This is a genomic window from Pseudomonas sp. SC11, assembly GCF_047039205.1.
Taxonomy (GTDB): domain Bacteria; phylum Pseudomonadota; class Gammaproteobacteria; order Pseudomonadales; family Pseudomonadaceae; genus Aquipseudomonas; species Aquipseudomonas boreofloridensis.
The window spans coordinates 932,432-953,975 of sequence record NZ_CP178183.1 but is presented as its reverse complement, the minus strand read 5'-3'; the positions used below and the strand labels follow the sequence as shown (position 1 = coordinate 953,975).

Here is a 21,544-nt window from a genome sequence, read left to right as displayed (position 1 = left end):
GAAAAAGAGAATAACGCTATGAAACGGATTCTTCTGGGTACCTTGTTCGCCGCGGTTTCGATCAACGCCATGGCAGAAGCGCCAGGCGGCCCGAACTGCGGTTGGGGCAACCTGCTGTTCGAAGGCCAGCGCGGCACGCCGGCGCACTTCCTGGCTTCCACCACCAACGGCACCTCCGGTAACGCCACCTTCGGCATGACCTCCGGCACCAACGGCTGCTCCACCAAGGCTGCGCTGACCTACGGCGGCAAATCCTGGCTGGCCATGAACGGCACCATGAACGAGCTGTCCGAAGACATGGCGCAAGGCCAGGGCGAAGCCCTGACCACCTACGCCGTGGTCATGGGCGTGAAACCAGAAGACCGCGCGCGCTTCGCCTCGGTCACTCACGACCACTTCCAGCAGATCTTCAGCAGCGCCAACGTCACTGCCGAAGACGTTCACAGCAACACCATCGCTGTTCTGAAAAACGACCCGCAACTGGCCAAGTACGCCACCGAGGCGTAAGTTCGGCCCATCCCGCCCCACACGGGGCGGGATTCGTTCGCCTTCCTTTGGCACCTTTCAGAAGTAGTTGCCCCACATGCTCAAACGCCTCGCCTACCTGACGCTATGCGCCTGCGCGCCCGCCTATGCGACCCCTTCGCTGGACGAAGCCCGCGTGCAACGCCTGGCCGCCGATCGCTACTGGATCGCCCTGGGCCACTACGAGACCGCCAAGCTCGGCGGTTGGCGCAGTTATGTGGACGATGACAAATTCTTTCTCGCCGGCGATGGCGCCCATCACCCGGACCGCGAGCTGCGGGCCACGGTCGATGCGCTGTACGCGCCGGCGAGCCTGGGCGACAAGCACGCCCAATGCGTTTTCCCGGCGCGCACCCGCTGGCTGCGCGAGCAACTGCAGCTCACCGACCTGCCCACGCCGGACTGCCAGGAGTACCAGCGCTGGTACGCTGACGTGGCGCCGCACAGCGCGGTGCTGATCTTCCCGGCGGCGTACTTGAACAGCCCGTCCTCGATGTTCGGCCACACCCTGCTGCGCATCGACAAGGCCGACACCCGCAGTAACGACACTACGCTGCTCAGCTACGCGATCAACTTCGGCGCCTACATCGAAGGCAGCGACAACAGCATCCTCTATGCCTGGAAAGGCCTGATGGGCGGCTACCCGGGACTGTTCGCGATGATGCCGTACCAGGAAAAACTCTCCGAGTACCGCAGCCTGGAGAACCGCGACCTGTGGGAGTACCAGTTGGACCTGACGCCGGAAGAGACCGGGCGCATGGTCGAGCACGTGTGGGAACTGAAGCAGGTGCAGTTCGACTATTTCTTCTTCGACGAGAACTGCTCCTACCGGTTGCTGGAGCTGCTGCAAGTGGCGCGCCCCGGCCTCGACCTGACCTCGCAGTTCCCGCTTACCGCCATCCCCACCGACACGGTCAAGGCGGTCAAGCAGTCCGGCCTGGTCTCGGACGTGCGCTACCGGCCCTCGCGCGAGCGCGAATTGCTGGCCCGCGCCGAGCCGCTCGATCACGACGAGAAACAGCAAGTGCTGGCGGTGAGCGCCGACACCGCGCAGTTGCAAAGCCCGGCCTTCACCGCCCTGCCCCGCGAGCGCCAGGCCTTGGTGCAGGACGCCGCCTATCGCCTGGAGCGTTACCGCGCTACCGGCCAGGAACGCGACCCCGAGCAAGCCAAGCGCAGCTTCGAGCTGCTGCGGGCGATCAACCGCAACCCGCCACCACCGCTGGACATCCAGCGCCCGGGCCTGCCCGAAGACGGTCACCAGTCGCGCACCTGGCAACTGGGCGTCGGCACCCGCGAGGACCGTGCCTTCGCCGAGTACGGCCTGCGCATGGCCTACCACGACCTCAACGACAACGCCTATGGCTTCCCGCTGGGTGCGCAGATCGAGATCCTCCAGCTCAAGCTGCGTCAATACGAACACAATGAATGGCAGGTCCAGCGACTGGACCTGGCCACCATCCGCTCGCTGACGCCACGCAACGAGCTGCTCAAGCCCTGGTCCTGGCAGGTTGCAGGCGGCTTGGAACGGGTACCGGGCAAACACGACGACGAGGTGCTGGTCAGCCACGTCAACGGCGGTGGCGGTGGGACCTGGCAACTGGCCGATGGGCTGCTCGGCTTTGCCCTGGGCACGGTCCGCGTCGAGCACAACAACGACTTCGCCGAATTCGTCTCGCCAGCGGCCGGCTTCAATGGCGGCCTGTTGTGGCGCAACGGCTTGGGCAACATGACCCTGGAAGCCAAGGGTGACTACTTCACCAATGGCGAAGTGCGTCGCAGCCTGAGCCTGAACCAGCAGTGGGAAATTTCCCAGAATCTGGGCCTGCGGCTCAGCGCCAAGCGCGAGTTCAGCCACCTGGCCAGCGCACAGAACAAAGTGATGCTCGAGTTGAAGTGGTACCAGTACTGAGCCTGTCCCCAAGACTGCCGGCCTCGCGGATGAACACCCCACCTCGGTAGGCACCGCGTAAAGTTCGCAATCCGGTTACGGCATTTTGACATCGCCGCGACAATTCCCGGCCTAGACTCTCCTTATCACCCGGAGGTCCAGTGTCCATGTCGCGGTATGGCTTCGCTCTGTGCTTCACCCTGCTACTGGTTGGCTGCCAGTCCACCCACGAGCAGATGCTCCATCAAGGCTATCCGCCCGCCTACGCCGACGGTTTTCAGGACGGCTGCGGCAGCGGTCGCCAGGCGGCGGGGTTGATGGTCGGCGATTTTCGCAAGGACGTGCCGCGCTACCTGCACGAACGCCAGTATGAAACCGGCTGGGACGATGGCTTTCGCCAGTGCAACGCAATGCAGAACAGTGAAGACCTCCGCCAGTACCGCGAGCGCTACTGGGATGAGCGTGACCGCGATTGGCAACAGGAAAAAGACCGTGACGCTGCGCGCGCTTATCGCCACAACTGAGTCGGCCACAGGCATCCGCTGAAACCCCGCCTCCCCCACCATGGTCTGCTGATAAAGGAGGCCATTCATGAGTCGAGCATTCGTCAACGAGGACCAGGCCGCCGCCCAGGCGAGCCAGCCGGTGGAACGCCAGGTCAGCGACCAACCCAACTACGTCACCGCCAGCGGACTGGCACAACTGCAGCAACGCGTCGCTGATCTTGAGGCTTTGCGCAGCCGCCTGAAGGCCGAAGGCGAACGCGCCGACAAACAGCAGTTGGCCGACACCGAGCGCGACCTGCGCTACTTCCGTGCGCGGGTGCAAAGCGCCCACGTGGTGCCGCCTGCCCATTCACAGGAGAAGGTGCAGATCGGCAGCCGCGTGCGGTTCGTCGACGAGCAGGATGAAGAGCATGCCGTGCAGTTGGTCGGCGAAGACCAGGCCGATGCAGCACACGGCCTGATCAACTGGGGCTCGCCATTGGGTCGTGCGTTGCTGGGGGCCAAGCCGGGCGATGAGGTGCTGTGGCGCAGGCCTATGGGCGATGTGAACATCGCAATCCTGGCCGTTGAGATCGGTGGCTGAGTGATCGCCACGTCATCACCGCGTCTCGCTGCCTCGCCATCTCTGAGGCCTGGCTCGCAAAGGCCATGTGCGCAGAAGCTCCAGGCGCCTTGACACTGGTGATGCTGCGTGGAAAACCGCCTGGGACGCGATCGCGAACGTTGCCCGTAGGTATTCATCTTGCCTGAATTTCGTGTCAAGACTGTTCAGACAGGCCTAGCATTTCTATCAGTTGTTGGATAGACGAAGCCGCCTCTAAGTTAAGTGGCCATGTTGGCACAACACGCAGAGGGACTTGACCATGTCAACCACGAAGCCCAATTCAGCACCTGCTACCCCGCTCGAAGAAGTCATCATCGATGACTCCGAAGGCAAGGACTCAGTCAACAGTGACCTGGCGACCTACGCCCAGCACGTCAAGAAGACCTACCCGGCCGACACCAATGATCCACAGCGACCCTTCATCCAAGGCGCGCTGATTGGCGTCGGTAACGCAGACCTCGGCATCAACGACGAAGTGGTAGAGCAGTACAACGACAGCGTACTGGTCATCGTGCCGCCATACAAAGGTATGAAGGCGGGCGAGCTGGTAGTCGTCTTTTGGAATGATGTCATCGTCAGCCTCAAGCTGATCGACAAAAACGATGTGGGTCACTACCTGACGTTACGCGTTGACGGCGCAGATATTCCAAAAGGGAGTCGCACGCTGTCCTACCATGTCCAAGACGGCGGCAAGATTCGCTTGACCTCGCCAAGCAGCAAGACGTTGTTCCGAATTGGACAACCGGGTGTCGATGGCGCCAAGGGTGTCGACGAAGAACTCAGCGCGCCCACCGTCACCCTGCCTGCATCAAAAGTGATCGGTGCGGCCGACGCGAAAGCCAAAATCAAGGTCACCGTTGCTCCGTACCTGAGCATGAATGTATCGGACGTGATCACGCTGTACTGGGGCGATGAAACAATCGACCATGTCGTCACGGCGGCAGAGGTGGGCAAGCCGGTGGTCATCATGGTCGATGAAGCCGTCATCAAGAAAGCAGGGGACAGCAAGCAACTGCCCGTTTACTACTTCGTCACCGACGTAGTGGGCAATGAATCTGAATGGTCGAAAGATGCCTTCGTGCATGTGCAGCTGCAATCCGCTCCACTGACCGCGCCCGTGGTGGTCGGGGCTGACGGCAAGGTCAATACCACCGGCAAGATCGACCTGACCACGTTGGGCAGCGACCATGTGCTGATCCGGATTACAGGCCAGTTCAAGGCCAAGGACCTGATCACGCTCAACTGGAACGGAACCTCCGGTACGGGGCAGGTCATTCCCGTAACCTACGGGCCTGAGGAACTTACCAAAGACAGCACTCAGTTGGAGTTCAAGGCGCCGTTCGAAGCGCTGGCAGCGCTATCCGGCGGTAGCACGCGCCTGACCTATACACTGAAACGCAACGGCACCGAGACCACCTCCGAGGCAGCATTCATTGATATCGAAGGTGAAGCGGTCGGCCTCCCCCCGCCTGTGCTTAACAAAGACAAGAACGAGGATTACTGGATCGGTGCCGACCACACGGTTTTGCACGTACGCATACCGGTCGAAGCCGGACTCAAGGAAGAGGACGAAGTGACGGTACGCTGGATCGGCGTCACCTCGGACAACAAACCCTTGGTCTTGAGCAGCAAGATGATCAGGGTGAGCAAGAGCCGGGTGGGCAAAGTGCTGTCCGTGCAGTTACGGGGTTCGGTGTTCCTCAAGCCTCTGGATGGCGGTTGGGTGGATGTTTTCTACCAGATCAAACGAGGGGAGAAAATCATCGAGTCCGATTCGGCCAGGTATGACATCGGATACCTGTCAGAAACACTGCCTGCACCGTTCACCGAGCAAGCCCTGCCCAGTAACGTGCTGGATCCCGAATTGCCAGAGTATGAATACGACCTGGAGATCTTCATTCCCAAAACAGCGACTCAACCGACGCCCTGCACGGTAACGCTGTATTGGGAAACGTCCGAGGGCGGTTACTTCGAAGACGAACAGCGCTTGCAAGCCGGCGACGAAGTCAGCCCCTTCCAAGTGCCTGCAGAATACTTGAACGTGAAGGGCGACGTCCCAGTCAAGGTGACGGTCTACTATATCGTCAGTTGGGAGAATGACGATAAACCGGACCAGGCCTCGCAAGACTTCGTCTTCAATATGGCCACCCAAGCCATGCTGCAAAAACTCAGCGGCCCACTGACAGTTCCGGCGTTCCCCAACGGCTCGATTGACCTGAGCAAAATTACGCGCACCGGCTTGGTCATCGAAGTGCCGCATTATCACAATATGGCGGTCGGTGACGTCATCAGCATCAAATTCGGCAATACCATCCTCAAAAGCCAACAGGTCACCAAACTGGGTAAACAGTCCATCACTCTCACGCTTGCAGACGTGGCGAAGCTGAATACACAGGAGGTGGTGCTGAGCTACCATGTCGAGCGTCACCCTTCGGGCGATACGTTTACCTCACAACCCTCCTCGTTCACGATGAAGGGCAGCCTGATCCTGTCGGCGCATTATGAAAATTTCAACTACTACTCTTCTCAGTTCAGCTTCAGACGGAACGCTCCAGTCAACTACTATCTCTGCACCGTAGAACTGCTAAGTGGCAGTGCCTCCCAGCCATTTAATTGGAATCCCAGTTGGTTTCCTACGACGGGCGCCCTCGTATATGCACACCGACATAGTCAGGTGTTATTCCGGCTAAAAGTACGGGCACGTTCGATAGCGTTTGATATCGCGGACGCGTCGAGAGTCCCAAGCCGAGTGGAGTTTTTCGATCACAACGGTCGGCTGATTGGCTCGATAACTACCCCAGCGTTCACCAACTATCCATCTGCCGGCTATACGATCTATAGCACGCGAGTGTCTTACATCACGCCTGGCGAGCTGATCAGTTCGTTCAAGTTCATTGATGGCGGTGGAGATACGTTCATCGATAATCTGGTCCTGAACTACGTCTGATCGGCATCTCGCCTGCGAGGTGTACGGCCCGCGAGGCGCCGTACACCTTGGTTCAACAGGGGCTAAGCCTCACACCACCCCTTGCGCCAACATCGCATCGGCCACCTTGACGAAGCCTGCAATGTTGGCTCCCTTCACATAATTGACCGATCCATCCGCCTCTTCCCCGTAATGCACGCACGCATGGTGAATCGACTGCATGATCGCGTGCAGCTTGCTGTCTACCTCGCCCGCGGTCCACAGCAGGCGCATCGCGTTCTGCGACATCTCCAGCCCCGACACCGCCACGCCGCCGGCATTGGACGCCTTGCCCGGTGCGAACAGCGTTCCGGCCTCGATGAAGAGGTCCACCGCCGCCAGCGTGGTCGGCATGTTGGCGCCTTCGGCCACGCACAGGCAGCCATTGCTCAGCAGCGCGCGGGCGTCCTCCAGGTCCAATTCGTTCTGCGTGGCGCACGGCAAAGCGATATCGCACGGCAGGCTCCAGGGCGTCTGGCCCTGGCGGAACTCAAGGCCAAAGCGCTCGGCCAGCTCGCTGATGCGACCGCGCTTGACGTTCTTGAGCGCCAACAGCGCATTCCACTGCTCGTCGTTCAAACCCGCTTCGCAGAACAGCGTGCCCTCGGAGTCGGACAGGGAAATGACTTTGCCGCCCAGGTCCATCACCTTGCGCGCGGCGTACTGGGCGACGTTGCCCGAGCCGGAAATCGCCACCCGGCGACCGTCGATGCGCAGGCCCTGGCGCTTGAGCATCTCTTCGGCGAAGTACACGCAGCCGTAGCCGGTGGCTTCGGGGCGGATCAGGCTGCCGCCGTAGGTCATGCCCTTGCCGGTCAGCACCGAGGTGAACTGGTTGGCCAAGCGCTTGTACTGGCCGAACAGGAAGCCGATTTCGCGGGCGCCGACGCCGATGTCACCGGCCGGTACGTCCAGGTCGGCACCGATGTGCCGGTACAGCTCGCTCATGAAGGCCTGGCAGAAGCGCATCACTTCGGCGTCGCTCTTGCCCTTGGGATCGAAATCAGAGCCGCCCTTGCCGCCGCCCATGGGCAACGAGGTCAGGGAGTTCTTGAACACCTGCTCGAAGGCCAGGAACTTGAGCACGCCCAGGTTCACCGACGGGTGGAAGCGCAGGCCGCCCTTGTACGGGCCGATGGCGCTGCTCATCTGGATGCGATAGCCACGGTTGACCTGCACCTTGCCCTGGTCGTCGACCCACGACACGCGAAACAGCACCGCGCGCTCCGGCTCGACCATGCGCTCGAGAATACCGGCCTGCAGGTAATGGGGATTGGCTTCGAGGAACGGCCAGAGGCTGCGTAGCACCTCTTCGACGGCCTGGTGGAACTCGGGCTGGGCAGGGTCACGCTGCTTGAGGCGTGCGAGGAAATGGTCGACGGATTCGATCATGGTAGACATCTCACCAAGAGGATTGGACTTATTGATTTTTCCGGACTCTAGCAAGAAGCCGTCGCACTGTAACAGGGCGAAATGTCGTTTTTTTGAATTTTTTTGGTGCGATTATATAAATGTATACAAATACTACAGCGCTATTAAGTACGCCACAGGCCCGCTCTGAAACGGGCTTTTCAGCTGCAGTACCTCGCTGCAACGCCAACACACCCTTGCGGCCAGGCACAAAAATGGGCCCCCTTAGGGCCCCATCCTTGTGCATCCGACGCTGAGTTACTGCGCCAGTTTCTTGTGCCGTACGCGGTGCGGCTGGGCAGCGGCGTCGCCCAGGCGCTTCTTGCGATCGGCTTCGTACTCGGTGTAGTTGCCCTCGAAGAACACCACGTTCGAGTCGTCCTCGTAGGCCAGGATGTGGGTCGCCACCCGGTCCAGGAACCATCGGTCGTGGGAAATCACGATGGCCGCGCCTGGGAAGTCCAGCAGCGCTTCCTCCAGCGAACGCAGGGTTTCGACGTCCAGGTCGTTGGACGGTTCGTCGAGCAGCAGGACGTTGCCGCCCTCCTTCAGGGTCAGCGCCAGGTGCAGACGACCACGCTCACCGCCGGACAGGTCCTTGACGAACTTCTGCTGGTCGCCGCCCTTGAAGTTGAAGCGACCGACGTAGGTACGCGACGGAATCTCGTAGCTGCCGATGCGGATCTGGTCGGAGCCGTCGGAGATCTGCTGGAACACGGTCTTGGCACCGTCCAGGTCCTCGCGGCTCTGGTCGACGCAGGCCAGTTGCACGGTTTCGCCGATCTCGATGCTGCCCGAGTCCGGCTGCTCCTTGCCCATGATCATGCGGAACAGGGTGGATTTACCGGCACCGTTCCCGCCGATCACGCCGACGATGGCGCCCTTGGGCATGGCGAACGACAGGTTGTCGATCAGTACGCGGTCGCCGTAGCCCTTGCTGACGTTCTTGAACTCGATGACCTTGTCGCCCAGGCGCGGACCGGCCGGGATGTAGATCTCGTTGGTTTCGCTGCGCTTCTGGAATTCCTGCGACTGCATTTCCTCGAAACGCTGCAGACGGGCCTTGGACTTGGACTGGCGGGCCTTGGCGCCTTTGCGCACCCACTCCAGTTCTTCCTTCATGGCCTTCTCGTGGGCGCTCTGTTGCTTGGATTCCTGCTCCAGGCGCGAAGACTTGGCTTCCAGCCAGCCGGAATAGTTGCCCTCGTAAGGAATGCCGGCGCCGCGGTCGAGCTCGAGGATCCAGCCCGCGACGTTGTCGAGGAAGTAGCGGTCGTGGGTGATGGCGACCACGGTGCCGGGGAAGTCGTGCAGGAAGCGCTCGAGCCAGGCCACCGAGTCGGCATCCAGGTGGTTGGTCGGTTCGTCCAGCAGCAGCATGTCAGGGGCCGACAGCAGCAGACGGCACAGGGCCACACGGCGCTTCTCGCCACCGGACAGGTGCTCGATGCGCGCGTCCCAGGCCGGCAGGCGCAGGGCGTCGGCGGCCACGTCCAACTGACGCTCCAGGTTATGGCCGTCGGCCGCTTGCAGGATGGCTTCGAGCTTGGCCTGCTCGGCGGCCAGCTTGTCGAAGTCGGCGTCCGGATCGGCGTAGGCGGCGTAGACTTCGTCCAGGCGCGCCTGGGCGTCCTTGATCACGCTGACCGCTTCCTCGACCACTTCACGCACAGTCTTGCTCGGGTCCAACTGCGGCTCCTGGGGCAGGTAGCCGACGTTGATGTCGGGCATCGGACGGGCTTCGCCGTCGAATTCCTTGTCCACGCCCGCCATGATCCGCAGCAGGGTCGACTTACCGGCGCCGTTCAGGCCCAGCACGCCGATCTTGGCGCCGGGGAAGAACGACAGGGAGATGTTCTTGAGGATTTCCCGCTTCGGCGGCACGACCTTGCTCAGCCGATGCATGGTGTAGACGTATTGAGCCATTCCAGGCACCTCGATGATGATGAGTGAATCCCGTTGAGCCGCGCCAGGACGCGTTGACGGCATGGGAGAGAACACGTGCCGCGCGCCTGGGCGCGCCAATGGAGGCCTACTGGCCCCGCTGCGCTCGGATGTCCTGGCGCTCGCAGCCAAGCCGGGCATTATGTCCGCCCCGCTGTGCCAACTCAACCGCGGCACCTGCACTGGGGCAAGGCGGCGCGGTGGCGTGAATCCAGCGCACTGCTGAACAGATTGCCGCTGGCTACGTCACGTTCATGCCAGGAGCCCTCGAACGCCCGACCTCAGACGTGCCGCTGCCTACCCTTGCCACGCGGCAGCCGCGACTGCCCTTGCTGCTCGGCCAAGCGTGCGGCCCATTCGGCCTTGGCGCTGAACCCACCCGCACGGGCCGGCGTCTGCACGGTCTTGCCAGCCGGTTTGCTGGCGGGCTTGGTCACCGCCTTGGGCGCTGGCGTGCCTTGAGCCGCGACGGCTGCAGCCACCGTCACCGGCTCGACCGCGGCCTTGGCCGACTTGCGCAGCTCGGCCAGCGATGGGCTCTTGCGCACCGCCGTCGCCACGTCGGGCTTGGCGAACGAGCGCTGACAGGATTTGCACGACACCTGTTCGGCCACGGCCGTGCTGGCCAGCGTCTGGCTGCTGCGCCCGCAGGCGGAATCGAGACCATTGGTGGAATAGTGGGTAACCAAACCGAGCTTCTCCGATGCATTGACTATGAAACGGCCGGCATTCTCGCACAGCTTGCCCACCGTGCAGAACGTCACACCGTCCGGCGAATGGCGGTTTTAGGGGCTGGCACTTAGCCATAATCCAAGGCATGCTAGCCGCTTTCGTGCGACCGGCCTATAGTGCGCCACGGCGGCCTGCCGCGTGCATGCCTGCCCCTGCCTACGCCAGCCCAATCGCAGGACCAACGCTTGACCCACTTCATTCGACCGCCTATTGAGTCACCGGCGTCGCCCGCCTCGTTGCGTGGCTCGCTCAAGGGTGCGCTCGCCCTGCTGGCCCTGGTGCTGCTCGGCCTGCTGGCCTGGCAACTGTTCTCGCAGTTCCGCCAGACCCAGATCGACGTGCGCGAGCAGAGCGTGGCAGCAGGCGAAGAGTTGGCCAATCACCTGACCCTGAGCATGGCTCTTGAGGCGCAACAGGCAATCAACCTGGTTCAGCCCTACGCCAATCCACCGTCGCCTGAAGCCCTGCCGGCGCTGCTGCAGTCCTTGCGCGAGCAACTGCCCAGCTTGCGCGACCTCGCCTGGCTGGACCGTGACGGGGCGATGCGCAGCGACAGCCTGAGCGCCAGCCCGGACCGCGAGGCCATCGAGCGCCTGCTGCGCCAGAGTCAGGGCGCCGGCTTCTTCTATGGCAATGCCGCCGACCAGAGCCTGATCTACCTGCTGTTGCGCCAGTCCAGCGAGCCGACCTCTGGCTACTGGCTGCTGCGCCTGTCCAACGACTACTACCAGGTGCTGACTCGCCGATTCAATGGCGCCCGGCATCCGCTGTGGCTATTGGAGAACAGCCGCGATGGCAGTGTGCTCGACACCAGCGCGAGCGCGCGTGGCGATCTGTCGGCCCTGCACAGCATCCTGCTGACCTTCATCGACAACAGCACCTGGCAACTGCGCGGGCTCTACGACCCCAACGCCGTGCGCAACAAGCTGCTGCCGCCGCTGCTGGGCAAGAGCCTGCTGGTGCTGTTCTGCGCGCTGCTGCCGGGTCTGGCGCTGATCAACATGCGCCGTCGCCACCGCGCCTTGCAGGAAGACCGTCGCCGCTATCAGGACATCTTCGACAGTACCGGCGTGGCCCTGTGCGTGCTCGACCTCTCCAGCCTGCCCGCTCAACTCGACCGTCACCACACGCGTAATCACACTGCGCTCAAGCACAGCCTGGCGCTGGAGCCGACCCTGCGGCGCAACCTGTTGCAGGAACTGAAAATCACCGAGATCAACCAGGTCGCCCGTCAGTTGCTCAACGTGTCCAGCAGCGAAGGGGCCTGGCAACGGCTGATCGAGGGCAGCGGCGAAGGCCGTGACAGCATCGGCATGCAGTTGCTCGACGCCCTGATCGAGCAGCGTGCCCAGTTCGAGCTGGAAGTGCGCCTGCCCGCGCCCCGAGGCGGCGACCTGCACCTGTGGCTGATGGCCCGCCTGCCGCAGCAGCGCCGCGACTATCAGGCGGTGATCCTGAGCATCAGCGACATCACCAGCCGCAAGCAGGTGGAGCTGTCGCTGCTGGAGCGCGAAAGCTTCTGGTCGGACGTGGTGCGCACCGTGCCCGACCAGTTGTATGTGCAGGACGTGCACAGCCGGCGCATGATCTTCAGCAACCGTCACCTCGGCCAGACCCTGGGCTACGACCGCGCGGAACTGGCGCAGATGGGCGATCACTTCTGGGAGGTGCTGCTGCACCCCGAGGACGCCGACCAATACCAGCACCTGCGCCAGTTGCGCCGAGACACCGGCCATAGCCAACTGCTGCACTGCCAGTTGCGCTTCCGTCACCGCGACGGCAACTGGCGCTGCTACGAGATCCGCGAACAGGCGCTGACCCGCGACAATGCCGGCCAAGTCACGCGGATCATCGGCGTGGGCAAGGACGTCACCGTGCAGATCGAGGCCAGCCAGTCGCTGCGCGACAGCGAGCAGCGCTACCGCATGCTCGCCGAGAGCATCAGCGACGTGATCTTCTCCACCGACAGCGCGCTGCAACTGAACTACATCAGCCCGTCGGTGCACAGCGTGCTCGGCTACTCGGTGGACTACATCTTCGAGAACGGCTGGCCGACGGTGGTGGCTAACCCAGCCCAGCTCAGCGGTATCCACGCGCTGATGGAGCGGCTCACCCAGGCCCTGGGCAACCGCGAGCAACTGCAGGCCCTGCGCAGCCAATTGCCGACCCAGGTGTTTCTGTTCGACTGCCTGCGCGCCGATGGCCGCAAGATTCCCATCGAACTGCGCCTGGTGCTGGTGTGGGACGATCAGGAGCATTTCGAAGGCCTGCTCGGCGTGGGCCGCGACATCAGCCAGCAGCGCCGCGCCGAAAAAGACCTGCGCATGGCCGCGACGGTCTTCGAGCATTCCACATCGGCGATCCTGATCACCGACCCGGCCGGGTTCATCGTCCAGGTCAACGAGGCCTTCAGCCGGGTCAGCGGCTACGCGCCGGACGAGGTGCTCGACCAGCGCCCGAACATGCTCACCGTCGAAGGCCAACAGGACGCCCACCTGGGCTACGTGCTCAAGCAACTCAACCAGCGCGGCACCTGGGAAGGCGAAGTGTGGCTCAAGCGCCGCAGCGGCGAGCATTACCCGGCGTGGGTCGGCATTACCGCGGTGTTGGACGAAGAACGCGACCTGGCCAGCTACGTGTGCTTCTTCACCGACATCAGCGAGCGCAAGGCCAGCGAACAGCGCATCCACCGCCTGGCCTACTACGACGCCCTCACCCACCTGCCCAACCGCACGCTGTTCCAGGACCGTCTGCACACTGCGTTGCAGCAGGCCGAACGGCACAAGTCGTGGGTGGTGCTGATGTTCCTCGACCTGGACCGCTTCAAGCCGATCAACGACTCCCTCGGCCATGCCGCCGGCGACCGCATGCTCAAGGACATGGCCGAGCGCCTGCTGGCCTGCGTCGACGAAGACGACACCGTGGCGCGCATGGGCGGCGACGAATTCACCCTGTTGCTGCAACCGCGCAGCAGCCGCGAGATGGCCCTGAACCGGGCGATCCATGTGGCCGAGAACATCCTCGGCAGCCTGGTGCGGCCGTTCGTGCTGGAGAGCCGCGAATTCTTCGTCACCGCCAGCATCGGCATCGCCCTGAGTCCGCAGGACGGCAACGAGCTGAGCCAGTTGATGAAGAACGCCGACACGGCCATGTACCACGCCAAGGAGCGCGGCAAGAACAACTTCCAGTTCTACCAAGCCGACATGAACGCCAGCGCCCTGGAGCGCCTGGAGTTGGAGAGCGACCTGCGCCACGCGCTGGAGCAGAACGAGTTCATCCTCTACTACCAACCGCAGTTCAGCGGCGACGGCAAGCGCCTGACCGGCGCCGAGGCGCTGCTGCGCTGGCGTCATCCGCGTCGCGGCCTGGTGCCGCCGGGCGATTTCATCCCGGTGATCGAGGAGCTGGGGCTGGTGGTGGATGTCGGCGACTGGGTGCTGCGTGAGGCCTGCCGCCAGCTCAAGGCCTGGCACAAGGCCAAGGTGCGCGTACCGAAGGTGTCGGTGAACATCTCCGCGCGGCAGTTCTCCGACGGCCAGTTGGGCACGCAGATCGCCAGCATTCTCGAGGCCACCGGCCTGCCGCCGGCCTGCCTGGAGCTGGAACTGACCGAGAGCATCCTGATGCGCGAGGTCAACGAGGCCATGCACATCCTCGACAGCCTGAAGAACCTGGGCCTGAGCATCGCGGTGGACGACTTCGGTACCGGCTATTCGTCGCTCAACTACCTCAAGCAGTTCCCCATCGATGTACTGAAGATCGACCGTACCTTCGTCGACGGCCTGCCCGAGGGCGAGCAGGACGCGCAGATCGCCCGGGCGATCATCGCCATGGCCCACAGCCTCAACCTGGCGGTGATCGCCGAGGGCGTGGAGACCCACGAACAGCTGGAGTTCCTGCGCGAGCACGATTGCGACGAAGTGCAGGGCTACCTGTTCGGTCGGCCAATGCCGGCGAACCAGTTCGAAGCCCAGTTCAGCAACGAAACGCTGTTCATGTTCCAGTAACGTGAGACCCCATCACGCCGCGCTCGCTCTCGGTAGGAGCGGCCTTGTGTCGCGATCGGGCGCGAAGCGGCCGTCATTCGAGCACCGCCGTGTGTCAGGCAGTCCCGCGTCGTCTGCTTGGCCGCCGCTGCCACGAAGCATGCTGGATTCTGCAAAGGCTGCCCAGGATCCTGAACGCCTTTGCGCCGCGACATGACGCCACTTCATGTGCCAGCCTCCGGAGCAATGGGTTAGAATGCCACCCCACTTCAGCCCCGATCCTTGAGGACCGCCATGTTCAGCCGTGATTTGACCATTGCCAAGTACGACGCCGAGCTCTTCGAAGCCATGCAGCAAGAAGCCCTGCGCCAGGAAGAGCACATCGAGCTGATCGCTTCGGAAAACTACACCAGCCCAGCGGTCATGGAAGCCCAGGGTTCGGTTCTGACCAACAAGTACGCCGAAGGCTATCCAGGCAAGCGTTACTACGGCGGCTGCGAGTACGTCGACGTGGTCGAACAGCTGGCCATCGACCGCGCCAAGCAACTGTTCGGCGCCGACTACGCCAACGTTCAGCCGCACGCCGGTTCCCAGGCCAACGCGGCGGTCTACCTGGCCCTGCTGTCGGCTGGCGACACCATCCTGGGCATGAGCCTGGCCCACGGCGGCCACCTGACCCACGGCGCCAGCGTGTCGTCCTCGGGCAAGCTGTACAACGCCATCCAGTACGGCATCGACGGTAACGGCCTGATCGACTACGACGAAGTGGAGCGTCTGGCGCTCGAGCACAAGCCGAAGATGATCGTCGCCGGTTTCTCCGCCTACTCCCAGGTGCTGGACTTCCCACGCTTCCGCGCCATCGCCGACAAGGTCGGGGCCTACCTGTTCGTCGACATGGCCCACGTTGCCGGTCTGGTCGCAGCAGGCGTCTACCCCAACCCGGTGCCGTTCGCCGACGTGGTCACCACCACCACCCACAAGACCCTGCGCGGTCCGCGCGGTGGCCTGATCCTGGCGCGCAAGAACGAAGAGATCGAGAAGAAACTGAACTCCGCCGTGTTCCCAGGCGCCCAGGGTGGCCCGCTGGAGCACGTCATCGCGGCCAAGGCGATCTGCTTCAAGGAAGCGCTGCAGCCTGAATTCAAGGCTTACCAGCAGCAAGTTGTGAAGAACGCCCAGGCCATGGCCAGCGTGTTCATCGAGCGCGGTTTCGACGTGGTGTCCGGCGGTACCGAGAACCACCTGTTCCTGCTGTCGCTGATCAAGCAGGAGATCTCCGGCAAGGACGCGGACGCCGCCCTGGGCAAAGCGTTCATCACCGTGAACAAGAACTCGGTGCCGAACGACCCACGCTCGCCTTTCGTCACCTCCGGCCTGCGCTTCGGTACTCCGGCCGTCACCACCCGTGGCTTCAAGGAAGCCGAGTGCCGCGAACTGGCCGGCTGGATCTGCGACATCCTCGCCGACCTGAACAACGAGGCAGTGATCGACGCCGTGCGTGAAAAGGTCAAGGCCATCTGCAAGAAGCTGCCAGTCTACGGCAACTGATCGCAGGCAACATCTGAGGGTCGCGGCTGCGACCTTTAGCTGACACGAAGCCGCTGCCGTCCACGCAGCGGCTTCGTCGCATCCGGGCAATGCCCGCCCCTTCCTCCCTGCATCCGCCTGCCTGAGCATCCCGATCGAATGGTCGCTGCACCAGCGTCCAATGATCGAAGGCAATCCCCATGCTCAGCCACCGCCAACAGTCCTTCCTCGCCACCCTGCACCTGCAGGATCGCCCCCTTAATACGCTCGATGCGCTGCTCGGCAAACCTGCGTGGGTCAATTGGTTCGGCAACGCCTCGACCTTGCCGCAACTGGCCAGCACCGTGCGCAACGACTCCTCGATGCTCAGTTGCCAGCCGGGCGTCGGCAACGACGCGGTGCTGCTGTACTTCCGCCACAGTCCGGGCGGCTACCGCCTCTACTCGCGCACTTCCGGCGAGCACTTCGGCAAGGGCGTGCGGTTGTACGGGCATGGCCATCTGGGCCTGGGGTCGGTGACTCAGCACGAGCCCTGCCTGCTGACGCTGCAAACGCCTCAAGGCGGTGCGGTGATGCTGGACCGATGGGGCGGGCCTCGGCACCCGGTGGTGCTGAGCACTGAGCAAGGCCATGTCCATCCGCGACGACGGCCCAGCTCCGCGTTCGAATACCTCAGCGGCCAAGGCCTCACGCCGCTCACCTGGACCTTGACCCTCATCGAGCGTGAAGTGCCGTGGCTCGATAGCCCGCAAGAGGTGTGAGCGAGCGGTCAACGGAACCCCTTCCGACTTCGCCGCGCACGCCCCGCTTCGTACCGTTCAGCTCCCTTCCTAGGAGAGCAAGCGCATGTCCAAGCAGCGTTCATTCATCGCTACCCTGTCATTCAATGGGCAGCCCCTCAACGGCTTTGCCGAATCGACCCGTGGGCCGGTTGTCCTGGAGACACCCGGCACACTTCCAGCCACGACGGTCGATGGCGGCCAGGCACTGGGCTATCTTGACGGCAGCGAAAGCGACTTCGCCCACGGCCAGGAAATGGGCCTGATCACCTTCGAAAAGGCCCCGCAGCCCGCGCCGCTGCGGCTGTACTTTCGCGACAGCGAACGTGGGTACCGGATTTACGTACGCGGCGGCGCCTTGCATGGCCAGGGTGTGTTCGTCGCCCAGTCCGGGCTGGTGGAGATCAGCCCCGTCGAGCGACACGATCCGACCTGCTGGCAGATCGACGAACTGAACGGCGGTGCGCCCCTGGACGTGCTCCAGCAGGCCGGCGATACGCTGCGCGTGACGATGACCAGCGAAGCCGGCCACAGCCTCTATACGCAGTTGCTGTATCCGGTCGGCGGCTTCCTGGCATGCCTGCCGCAGGCAGAGCCCTCTTGCTTCGGTCTGACGATCCTCGAGCGCGAGGTCGACTGGCTCAGCGCCAGCTGAAAGCACCAGACAGCCAAGCTTCGCGGCCCCGGAGCCCTCAGCGGCCGAGCGCTGCGAAGCCTTCGCGGATCTTCTCCTGGGGCAGCTCGTCGCCGATGAACACCATCACGCTTTCCCGCGCCTCGCCGTCCTGCCACGGGGCATCCCAATCGAAACCGTAGAGCTTGAGCACGCCCTGGAACACCAGGCGGCGATCTTCGCCGGCGATGTTCAGCACCCCCTTGTAGCGCAGCAACTGCTTGCCGTGCGCTTCGAGCAGCCCATTCATGAAGTCGCTGAGCTGGTCGATGTCCAGCGCCGTGTCGCTGCGCAGCACCAGGGTGGAGATACGGTCCGGAGTGGCGGGCTTCAACACGGGGCGTAGCGTCGGCTTGAGGCTGGCGCCCAGGTCCGGGTTGAGGTTGAAACCGCGCACATCGAGCAACTCGGCCAATTCGATGCGACCGTGCTCGACCACCCGCAACTGCGCGCGGCCATTGATGCGCGCCAGCCGCTCACGCAGCGCCTCCACCGCCGCCGGTTCGACCAGGTCGGTCTTGCTCAGCAGCAAGCGGTCGGCAAAGCCCACCTGGGCCTGGGCGATGGCCTGGGTCAGGTGGAACTCGGCGTGCTTGGCATCGACCAGGGTGATGATGCCGTCGAGGATGTAGCGATCGCGCAGTTCTTCATCGATGAAGAAGGTCTGGGCCACCGGCGCCGGATCGGCCAGGCCGGTGCACTCGATCACCAGACGGTCGAAGGCGATTTCGCCCGCGTCCAGGCGCTCGAGCAGCAGGTACAGCGCACGGGTCAGGTCGCCGTGGATGCTGCAGCACACGCAGCCGTTGGCCAGGGTCATCACCTGTACCGGTTCGTCGCCCAGCAGTTGGCTGTCGATGCCAGCGTCACTGAACTCGTTCTCGATCACGGCGATCTTCAGGCCGTGCTCGGTCTTGAGCATGTGCTTGAGCAGGGTGGTCTTGCCAGCACCGAGAAAGCCGGTGAGCACGGTGACGGGAATGGGGGTATGCACGCGTTTGCCTCCTTGAAGCCGAAAAAGACTGTGGGAGCCTGCTTGCGCGGGCTCCCACAGGGTCAGGCAGGGTAGCGACTCAACAGCACTTGGGCCCGGACTTGCCGCCGTAGCGGGCTTCCTGGCGTTCGCGGAAGAACGCCTCGTAGCTCATCACCGGCTGGTCCGGATGGGTCTTTTGCATGTGCTCGACATAGTTGTCGTAGTCGGGCATGCCGACCATCAGCCGAGCGGCTTGCCCCAGGTACTTACCCAGTCGTCCCAGGTCGTTGAACATCGCAGCGGTCCTCTCAAGCGTCAGGCAAAGCCTGGAACGGAGTTTCCTTGTCGCTGCGCTCCTTGCGGCCCAGGGCGGCGATGCCGACCTTGATGGCGAAGAACAGCACGCTGAAAACCACCACCAGGAACAGGATGGTGAGGCCGGCGTTGGTGTAGGCGTTGAAGATCACGTGCTGCATCTGCCCGATGTCCTTGGCCGGGGCCAGCACCTGGCCGGCGTCCAGCGCGGTGCTGTATTTCTTAGCCAAGGCCAGGAAGCCGACGGCCGGGTTCGGGTCGAACAGCTTGATCAGACCCGCGGTGGTGGTGCAGATCAGCAACCACAGCGCCGGCAGCAGGGTGACCCAGATGTAGCGCTCGCGCTTCATCTTGATCAGCACCACGGTGCCGAGCATCAAGGCGATACCTGCCAGCATCTGGTTGGAGATACCGAACAGAGGCCACAGCGTGTTGATGCCGCCCAGCGGATCGATGACGCCCTGGTACAACAGGTAGCCCCACAGCGCCACGCAGCCGGCGGTGCCGATCAGGTTGGCGGTCCACGACTCGGTGCGCTTGAGCGCTGGCACGAAGCTGCCCAGCAAGTCCTGCAGCATGAAACGTCCGGCGCGGGTGCCGGCGTCCACGGCAGTCAGGATGAACAACGCTTCGAACAGGATCGCGAAGTGATACCAGAAGGCCATGGTGTTTTCACCCGGCAGCACCTGGTGCAGGATCTGCGCGATCCCCACCGCCAACGTCGGCGCGCCCCCGGCACGGGCCAGGATGGTGTGCTCGCCGATGTCACGGGCGGTCGCCTCGAGCTGCTCGGGGGTGATGCTGAAGCCCCAACTGCTGACCGTCTGCGCCACCGCCACCACGTCGCCACCGACCACGGCCGCCGGGCTGTTCATGGCGAAGTACACGCCCGGTTCGATGACCGACGCCGCGACCATGGCCATGATCGCCACGAACGACTCCATGAGCATGCCGCCGTAGCCGATGTAGCGGGCGTTGGTTTCGTTGTCCAGCAGCTTGGGCGTGGTGCCCGAGCTGATCAGGGCATGGAAGCCGGACACCGCGCCGCAGGCGATGGTGATGAACAGGAACGGGAACAGGGTGCCCTTCCACACCGGGCCGGTGCCGTCGGTGAACTGGGTCAGGGCCGGCATTTTCAGCTCGGGCGCGATGACCAGAATGCCGATGGCCAGGGCGATGATGGTGCCGATCTTGAGGAAGGTCGACAGGTAGTCACGCGGCGCCAGCACCAGCCACACCGGCAGCACGGCAGCGACGAAACCGTAGCCGACCAGCATCCAGGTGATCTGCACGCCGGTGAAGGTGAACGCCGGACCCCAGGTCGGATCCGCCGCGATCACACCGCCCAGCCAGATGGAGGTGAGCAGCAGGACCACGCCGATCAGCGAGATCTCGCCAATGCGCCCCGGGCGGATGTAGCGCATGTAGATGCCCATGAACATGGCGATCGGGATGGTCGCCATCACCGTGAACATGCCCCATGGGCTCTCGGCCAGGGCCTTGACCACGATCAGCGCCAGCACCGCGAGGATGATGATCATGATCAGGAAGCAGCCGAACAACGCGATGGTGCCGGGGATGCGGCCCATCTCCTCGCGCACCATGTCGCCCAGCGAGCGGCCATTGCGGCGGGTGGACAGGAACAGCACCATGAAGTCCTGCACCGCACCGGCCAGGACCACGCCGGCGATCAGCCACAGGGTGCCCGGCAGATACCCCATCTGCGCGGCCAGGACCGGGCCGACCAGGGGACCGGCGCCAGCGATGGCGGCGAAGTGGTGACCGAAGAGGATGTGTTTGTTGGTCGGGACGTAGTCCAGGCCGTCGTTATTGAGGACCGCCGGGGTGGCCCGGCGCGGATCGAGTTGCATCACCTTGGTGGCGATGAACAGGCTGTAGTAACGGTAGGCGACCAGGTAGATGGCCACTGCCGCGACCACGATCCACAAGGCATTGATCGCTTCACCGCGACGCAGGGCGACCACACCCAGCGCGCAGGCTCCTATGATTGCCAGCGCCAGCCACGGAATGTGGCGGAGCAGGCTATTATTGTTGTTCATGGTTGGCTTCCAGCTGGTGAATTGGAATGAGACCGCCTTTCGAGTCTAGAGCCAGTCATTGCGCATTGCCATACTTGCTTTGGTCTAGAGCCTCTGCGAGCCGATTACGCCCTTCTACTCTCCCCCAGGCCGAACGCCGAGGACTGTCCCATGAGCGACCATGACGAGCGTCGACGTTTCCAGCGCATTGCCTTCGATGCCCCCACCGAGTTGCGCCAGGGCGAGCGCCGTTGGCCGGTGACCCTGCTCGACCTTTCCCTCAAAGGCCTGCTGGTGGAGCGACCCGAAGCCTGGGAAGCGGACTTGAGCCAGGATTTCGAAGCCATCATTCACCTGGACAAGGCCACAGAGGTGAGGATGCAGGTCGAACTTCGCCACGAAGAGCCTGAGCGGCTTGGTTTCATCTGCCTGTACATCGACCTGGAATCCATGTCCCACCTGCACCGACTTGTGGAATTGAACCTGGCCGACAGCACCGAAATGATGCGCGAGCTGCGCGAACTGATCGAATATTGAAATCTGTTAGCTCGCTAAGCACCTAGCTGCATCGCAAAACCTGCCCAACCAGACAGCTTTCAATGGGGTGTCTGGTTTTTTGTACACACCCCTCTGGCACCGTCTCCCTCACCTGGAACGCATTCTGCATTAGCG

Annotated in this window: 16 protein-coding genes; 10 read left to right on the top strand and 6 right to left on the bottom strand. The window is 63.2% G+C overall.

The features are described 5' to 3' along the window. Positions 1–18: 18 nt before the first annotated feature. The 5 genes from ACK2SD_RS04340 (at position 19) to ACK2SD_RS04320 (ending at position 6,473) form a co-directional block, all read left to right on the top strand. A complete protein-coding gene (locus ACK2SD_RS04340) occupies positions 19–507 on the top strand; it encodes a DUF3015 domain-containing protein (protein WP_039580305.1) in 489 nt (162 codons plus the stop codon). A 76-nt stretch (positions 508–583) separates the two neighbouring features. Then, positions 584–2,437 (top strand): DUF4105 domain-containing protein, encoded by a 1,854-nt coding sequence (locus ACK2SD_RS04335; RefSeq protein ID WP_412461446.1) that lies wholly within the window; start codon positions 584–586, stop codon positions 2,435–2,437. A gap of 146 nt (positions 2,438–2,583) precedes the next feature. Beyond that, entirely contained in the window at positions 2,584–2,940 is a 357-nt protein-coding gene (locus tag ACK2SD_RS04330; RefSeq protein WP_304484833.1) for a hypothetical protein, read from the top strand. A gap of 67 nt (positions 2,941–3,007) precedes the next feature. Continuing rightward, the gene (locus ACK2SD_RS04325) at positions 3,008–3,505 is read left to right on the top strand and encodes a GreA/GreB family elongation factor (protein ID WP_412461445.1); all 498 of its coding nucleotides are present in this window, start codon (positions 3,008–3,010) and stop codon (positions 3,503–3,505) included. Positions 3,506–3,785: 280 nt separating this feature from the next. Beyond that, positions 3,786–6,473 (top strand): hypothetical protein, encoded by a 2,688-nt coding sequence (locus ACK2SD_RS04320; protein ID WP_412461444.1) that lies wholly within the window; start codon positions 3,786–3,788, stop codon positions 6,471–6,473. Positions 6,474–6,542: 69 nt separating this feature from the next. On the opposite strand, the gene gdhA is transcribed toward ACK2SD_RS04320, so the two are convergent. From gdhA to ACK2SD_RS04305, 3 genes are all read right to left on the bottom strand, one after another. Next, positions 6,543–7,883, bottom strand: a complete 1,341-nt coding sequence (gdhA, locus tag ACK2SD_RS04315; protein WP_412461443.1) for an NADP-specific glutamate dehydrogenase — start codon at positions 7,881–7,883, stop codon at positions 6,543–6,545. Between the two features lie 276 nt (positions 7,884–8,159). After that, positions 8,160–9,827 (bottom strand): energy-dependent translational throttle protein EttA, encoded by a 1,668-nt coding sequence (gene ettA, locus ACK2SD_RS04310; RefSeq protein ID WP_039580317.1) that lies wholly within the window; start codon positions 9,825–9,827, stop codon positions 8,160–8,162. A gap of 299 nt (positions 9,828–10,126) precedes the next feature. Next, entirely contained in the window at positions 10,127–10,534 is a 408-nt protein-coding gene (locus ACK2SD_RS04305) for a hypothetical protein (RefSeq protein WP_412462268.1), read from the bottom strand. Between the two features lie 228 nt (positions 10,535–10,762). Between ACK2SD_RS04305 and ACK2SD_RS04300 the strand changes: the two genes are divergently transcribed. The 4 genes from ACK2SD_RS04300 (at position 10,763) to ACK2SD_RS04285 (ending at position 17,524) form a co-directional block, all read left to right on the top strand. After that, positions 10,763–14,584, top strand: coding sequence for an EAL domain-containing protein (locus ACK2SD_RS04300; protein WP_412461442.1), 3,822 nt, complete (start codon positions 10,763–10,765; stop codon positions 14,582–14,584). 273 nt (positions 14,585–14,857) lie between these two features. Further along, the gene (glyA, locus tag ACK2SD_RS04295; RefSeq protein ID WP_039580319.1) at positions 14,858–16,111 is read left to right on the top strand and encodes a serine hydroxymethyltransferase; all 1,254 of its coding nucleotides are present in this window, start codon (positions 14,858–14,860) and stop codon (positions 16,109–16,111) included. Between the two features lie 179 nt (positions 16,112–16,290). Further along, entirely contained in the window at positions 16,291–16,851 is a 561-nt protein-coding gene (locus ACK2SD_RS04290; RefSeq protein ID WP_412461441.1) for a hypothetical protein, read from the top strand. An 85-nt stretch (positions 16,852–16,936) separates the two neighbouring features. Further along, a complete protein-coding gene (locus tag ACK2SD_RS04285; RefSeq protein ID WP_412461440.1) occupies positions 16,937–17,524 on the top strand; it encodes a hypothetical protein in 588 nt (195 codons plus the stop codon). A 37-nt stretch (positions 17,525–17,561) separates the two neighbouring features. Here the strand turns inward: ACK2SD_RS04285 and yjiA are convergent, their stop codons facing one another. The 3 genes from yjiA to ACK2SD_RS04270 all read right to left on the bottom strand — a co-directional run bounded on the left by yjiA (position 17,562) and on the right by ACK2SD_RS04270 (position 20,893). Beyond that, complete coding sequence (gene yjiA, locus ACK2SD_RS04280; RefSeq protein ID WP_412461439.1) at positions 17,562–18,536, bottom strand: GTPase; 975 nt, start codon at positions 18,534–18,536, stop codon at positions 17,562–17,564. A gap of 79 nt (positions 18,537–18,615) precedes the next feature. Continuing rightward, complete coding sequence (locus ACK2SD_RS04275) at positions 18,616–18,813, bottom strand: YbdD/YjiX family protein (RefSeq protein WP_029614786.1); 198 nt, start codon at positions 18,811–18,813, stop codon at positions 18,616–18,618. Between the two features lie 13 nt (positions 18,814–18,826). After that, positions 18,827–20,893 (bottom strand): carbon starvation CstA family protein, encoded by a 2,067-nt coding sequence (locus ACK2SD_RS04270; protein ID WP_039580325.1) that lies wholly within the window; start codon positions 20,891–20,893, stop codon positions 18,827–18,829. Positions 20,894–21,043: 150 nt separating this feature from the next. On the opposite strand from ACK2SD_RS04270, the gene ACK2SD_RS04265 reads away from it, so the two are divergent. Then, positions 21,044–21,409 carry a PilZ domain-containing protein gene (locus ACK2SD_RS04265; RefSeq protein ID WP_116889222.1) on the top strand — a complete coding sequence of 122 codons (366 nt, stop codon included), beginning with the start codon at positions 21,044–21,046 and terminating at the stop codon, positions 21,407–21,409. Positions 21,410–21,544: the final 135 nt, after the last annotated feature.

Bases quoted from the DNA above. Each gene is read 5' to 3' on its own strand.
- ACK2SD_RS04340 (WP_039580305.1), top strand. From the start codon at position 19: ATGAAACGGATTCTTCTGGGTACCTTGTTCGCCGCGGTTTCGATCAAC.
- ACK2SD_RS04290 (WP_412461441.1), top strand. From the start codon at position 16,291: ATGCTCAGCCACCGCCAACAGTCCTTCCTCGCCACCCTGCACCTGCAG.
- gdhA (WP_412461443.1), bottom strand. From the start codon at position 7,883: ATGATCGAATCCGTCGACCATTTCCTCGCACGCCTCAAGCAGCGTGAC.
- ettA (WP_039580317.1), bottom strand. From the start codon at position 9,827: ATGGCTCAATACGTCTACACCATGCATCGGCTGAGCAAGGTCGTGCCG.
- ACK2SD_RS04320 (WP_412461444.1), top strand. From the start codon at position 3,786: ATGTCAACCACGAAGCCCAATTCAGCACCTGCTACCCCGCTCGAAGAA.
- glyA (WP_039580319.1), top strand. From the start codon at position 14,858: ATGTTCAGCCGTGATTTGACCATTGCCAAGTACGACGCCGAGCTCTTC.
- ACK2SD_RS04330 (WP_304484833.1), top strand. From the start codon at position 2,584: ATGTCGCGGTATGGCTTCGCTCTGTGCTTCACCCTGCTACTGGTTGGC.
- ACK2SD_RS04275 (WP_029614786.1), bottom strand. From the start codon at position 18,813: ATGTTCAACGACCTGGGACGACTGGGTAAGTACCTGGGGCAAGCCGCT.
- ACK2SD_RS04285 (WP_412461440.1), top strand. From the start codon at position 16,937: ATGTCCAAGCAGCGTTCATTCATCGCTACCCTGTCATTCAATGGGCAG.
- ACK2SD_RS04335 (WP_412461446.1), top strand. From the start codon at position 584: ATGCTCAAACGCCTCGCCTACCTGACGCTATGCGCCTGCGCGCCCGCC.
- ACK2SD_RS04270 (WP_039580325.1), bottom strand. From the start codon at position 20,893: ATGAACAACAATAATAGCCTGCTCCGCCACATTCCGTGGCTGGCGCTG.
- ACK2SD_RS04265 (WP_116889222.1), top strand. From the start codon at position 21,044: ATGAGCGACCATGACGAGCGTCGACGTTTCCAGCGCATTGCCTTCGAT.
- ACK2SD_RS04325 (WP_412461445.1), top strand. From the start codon at position 3,008: ATGAGTCGAGCATTCGTCAACGAGGACCAGGCCGCCGCCCAGGCGAGC.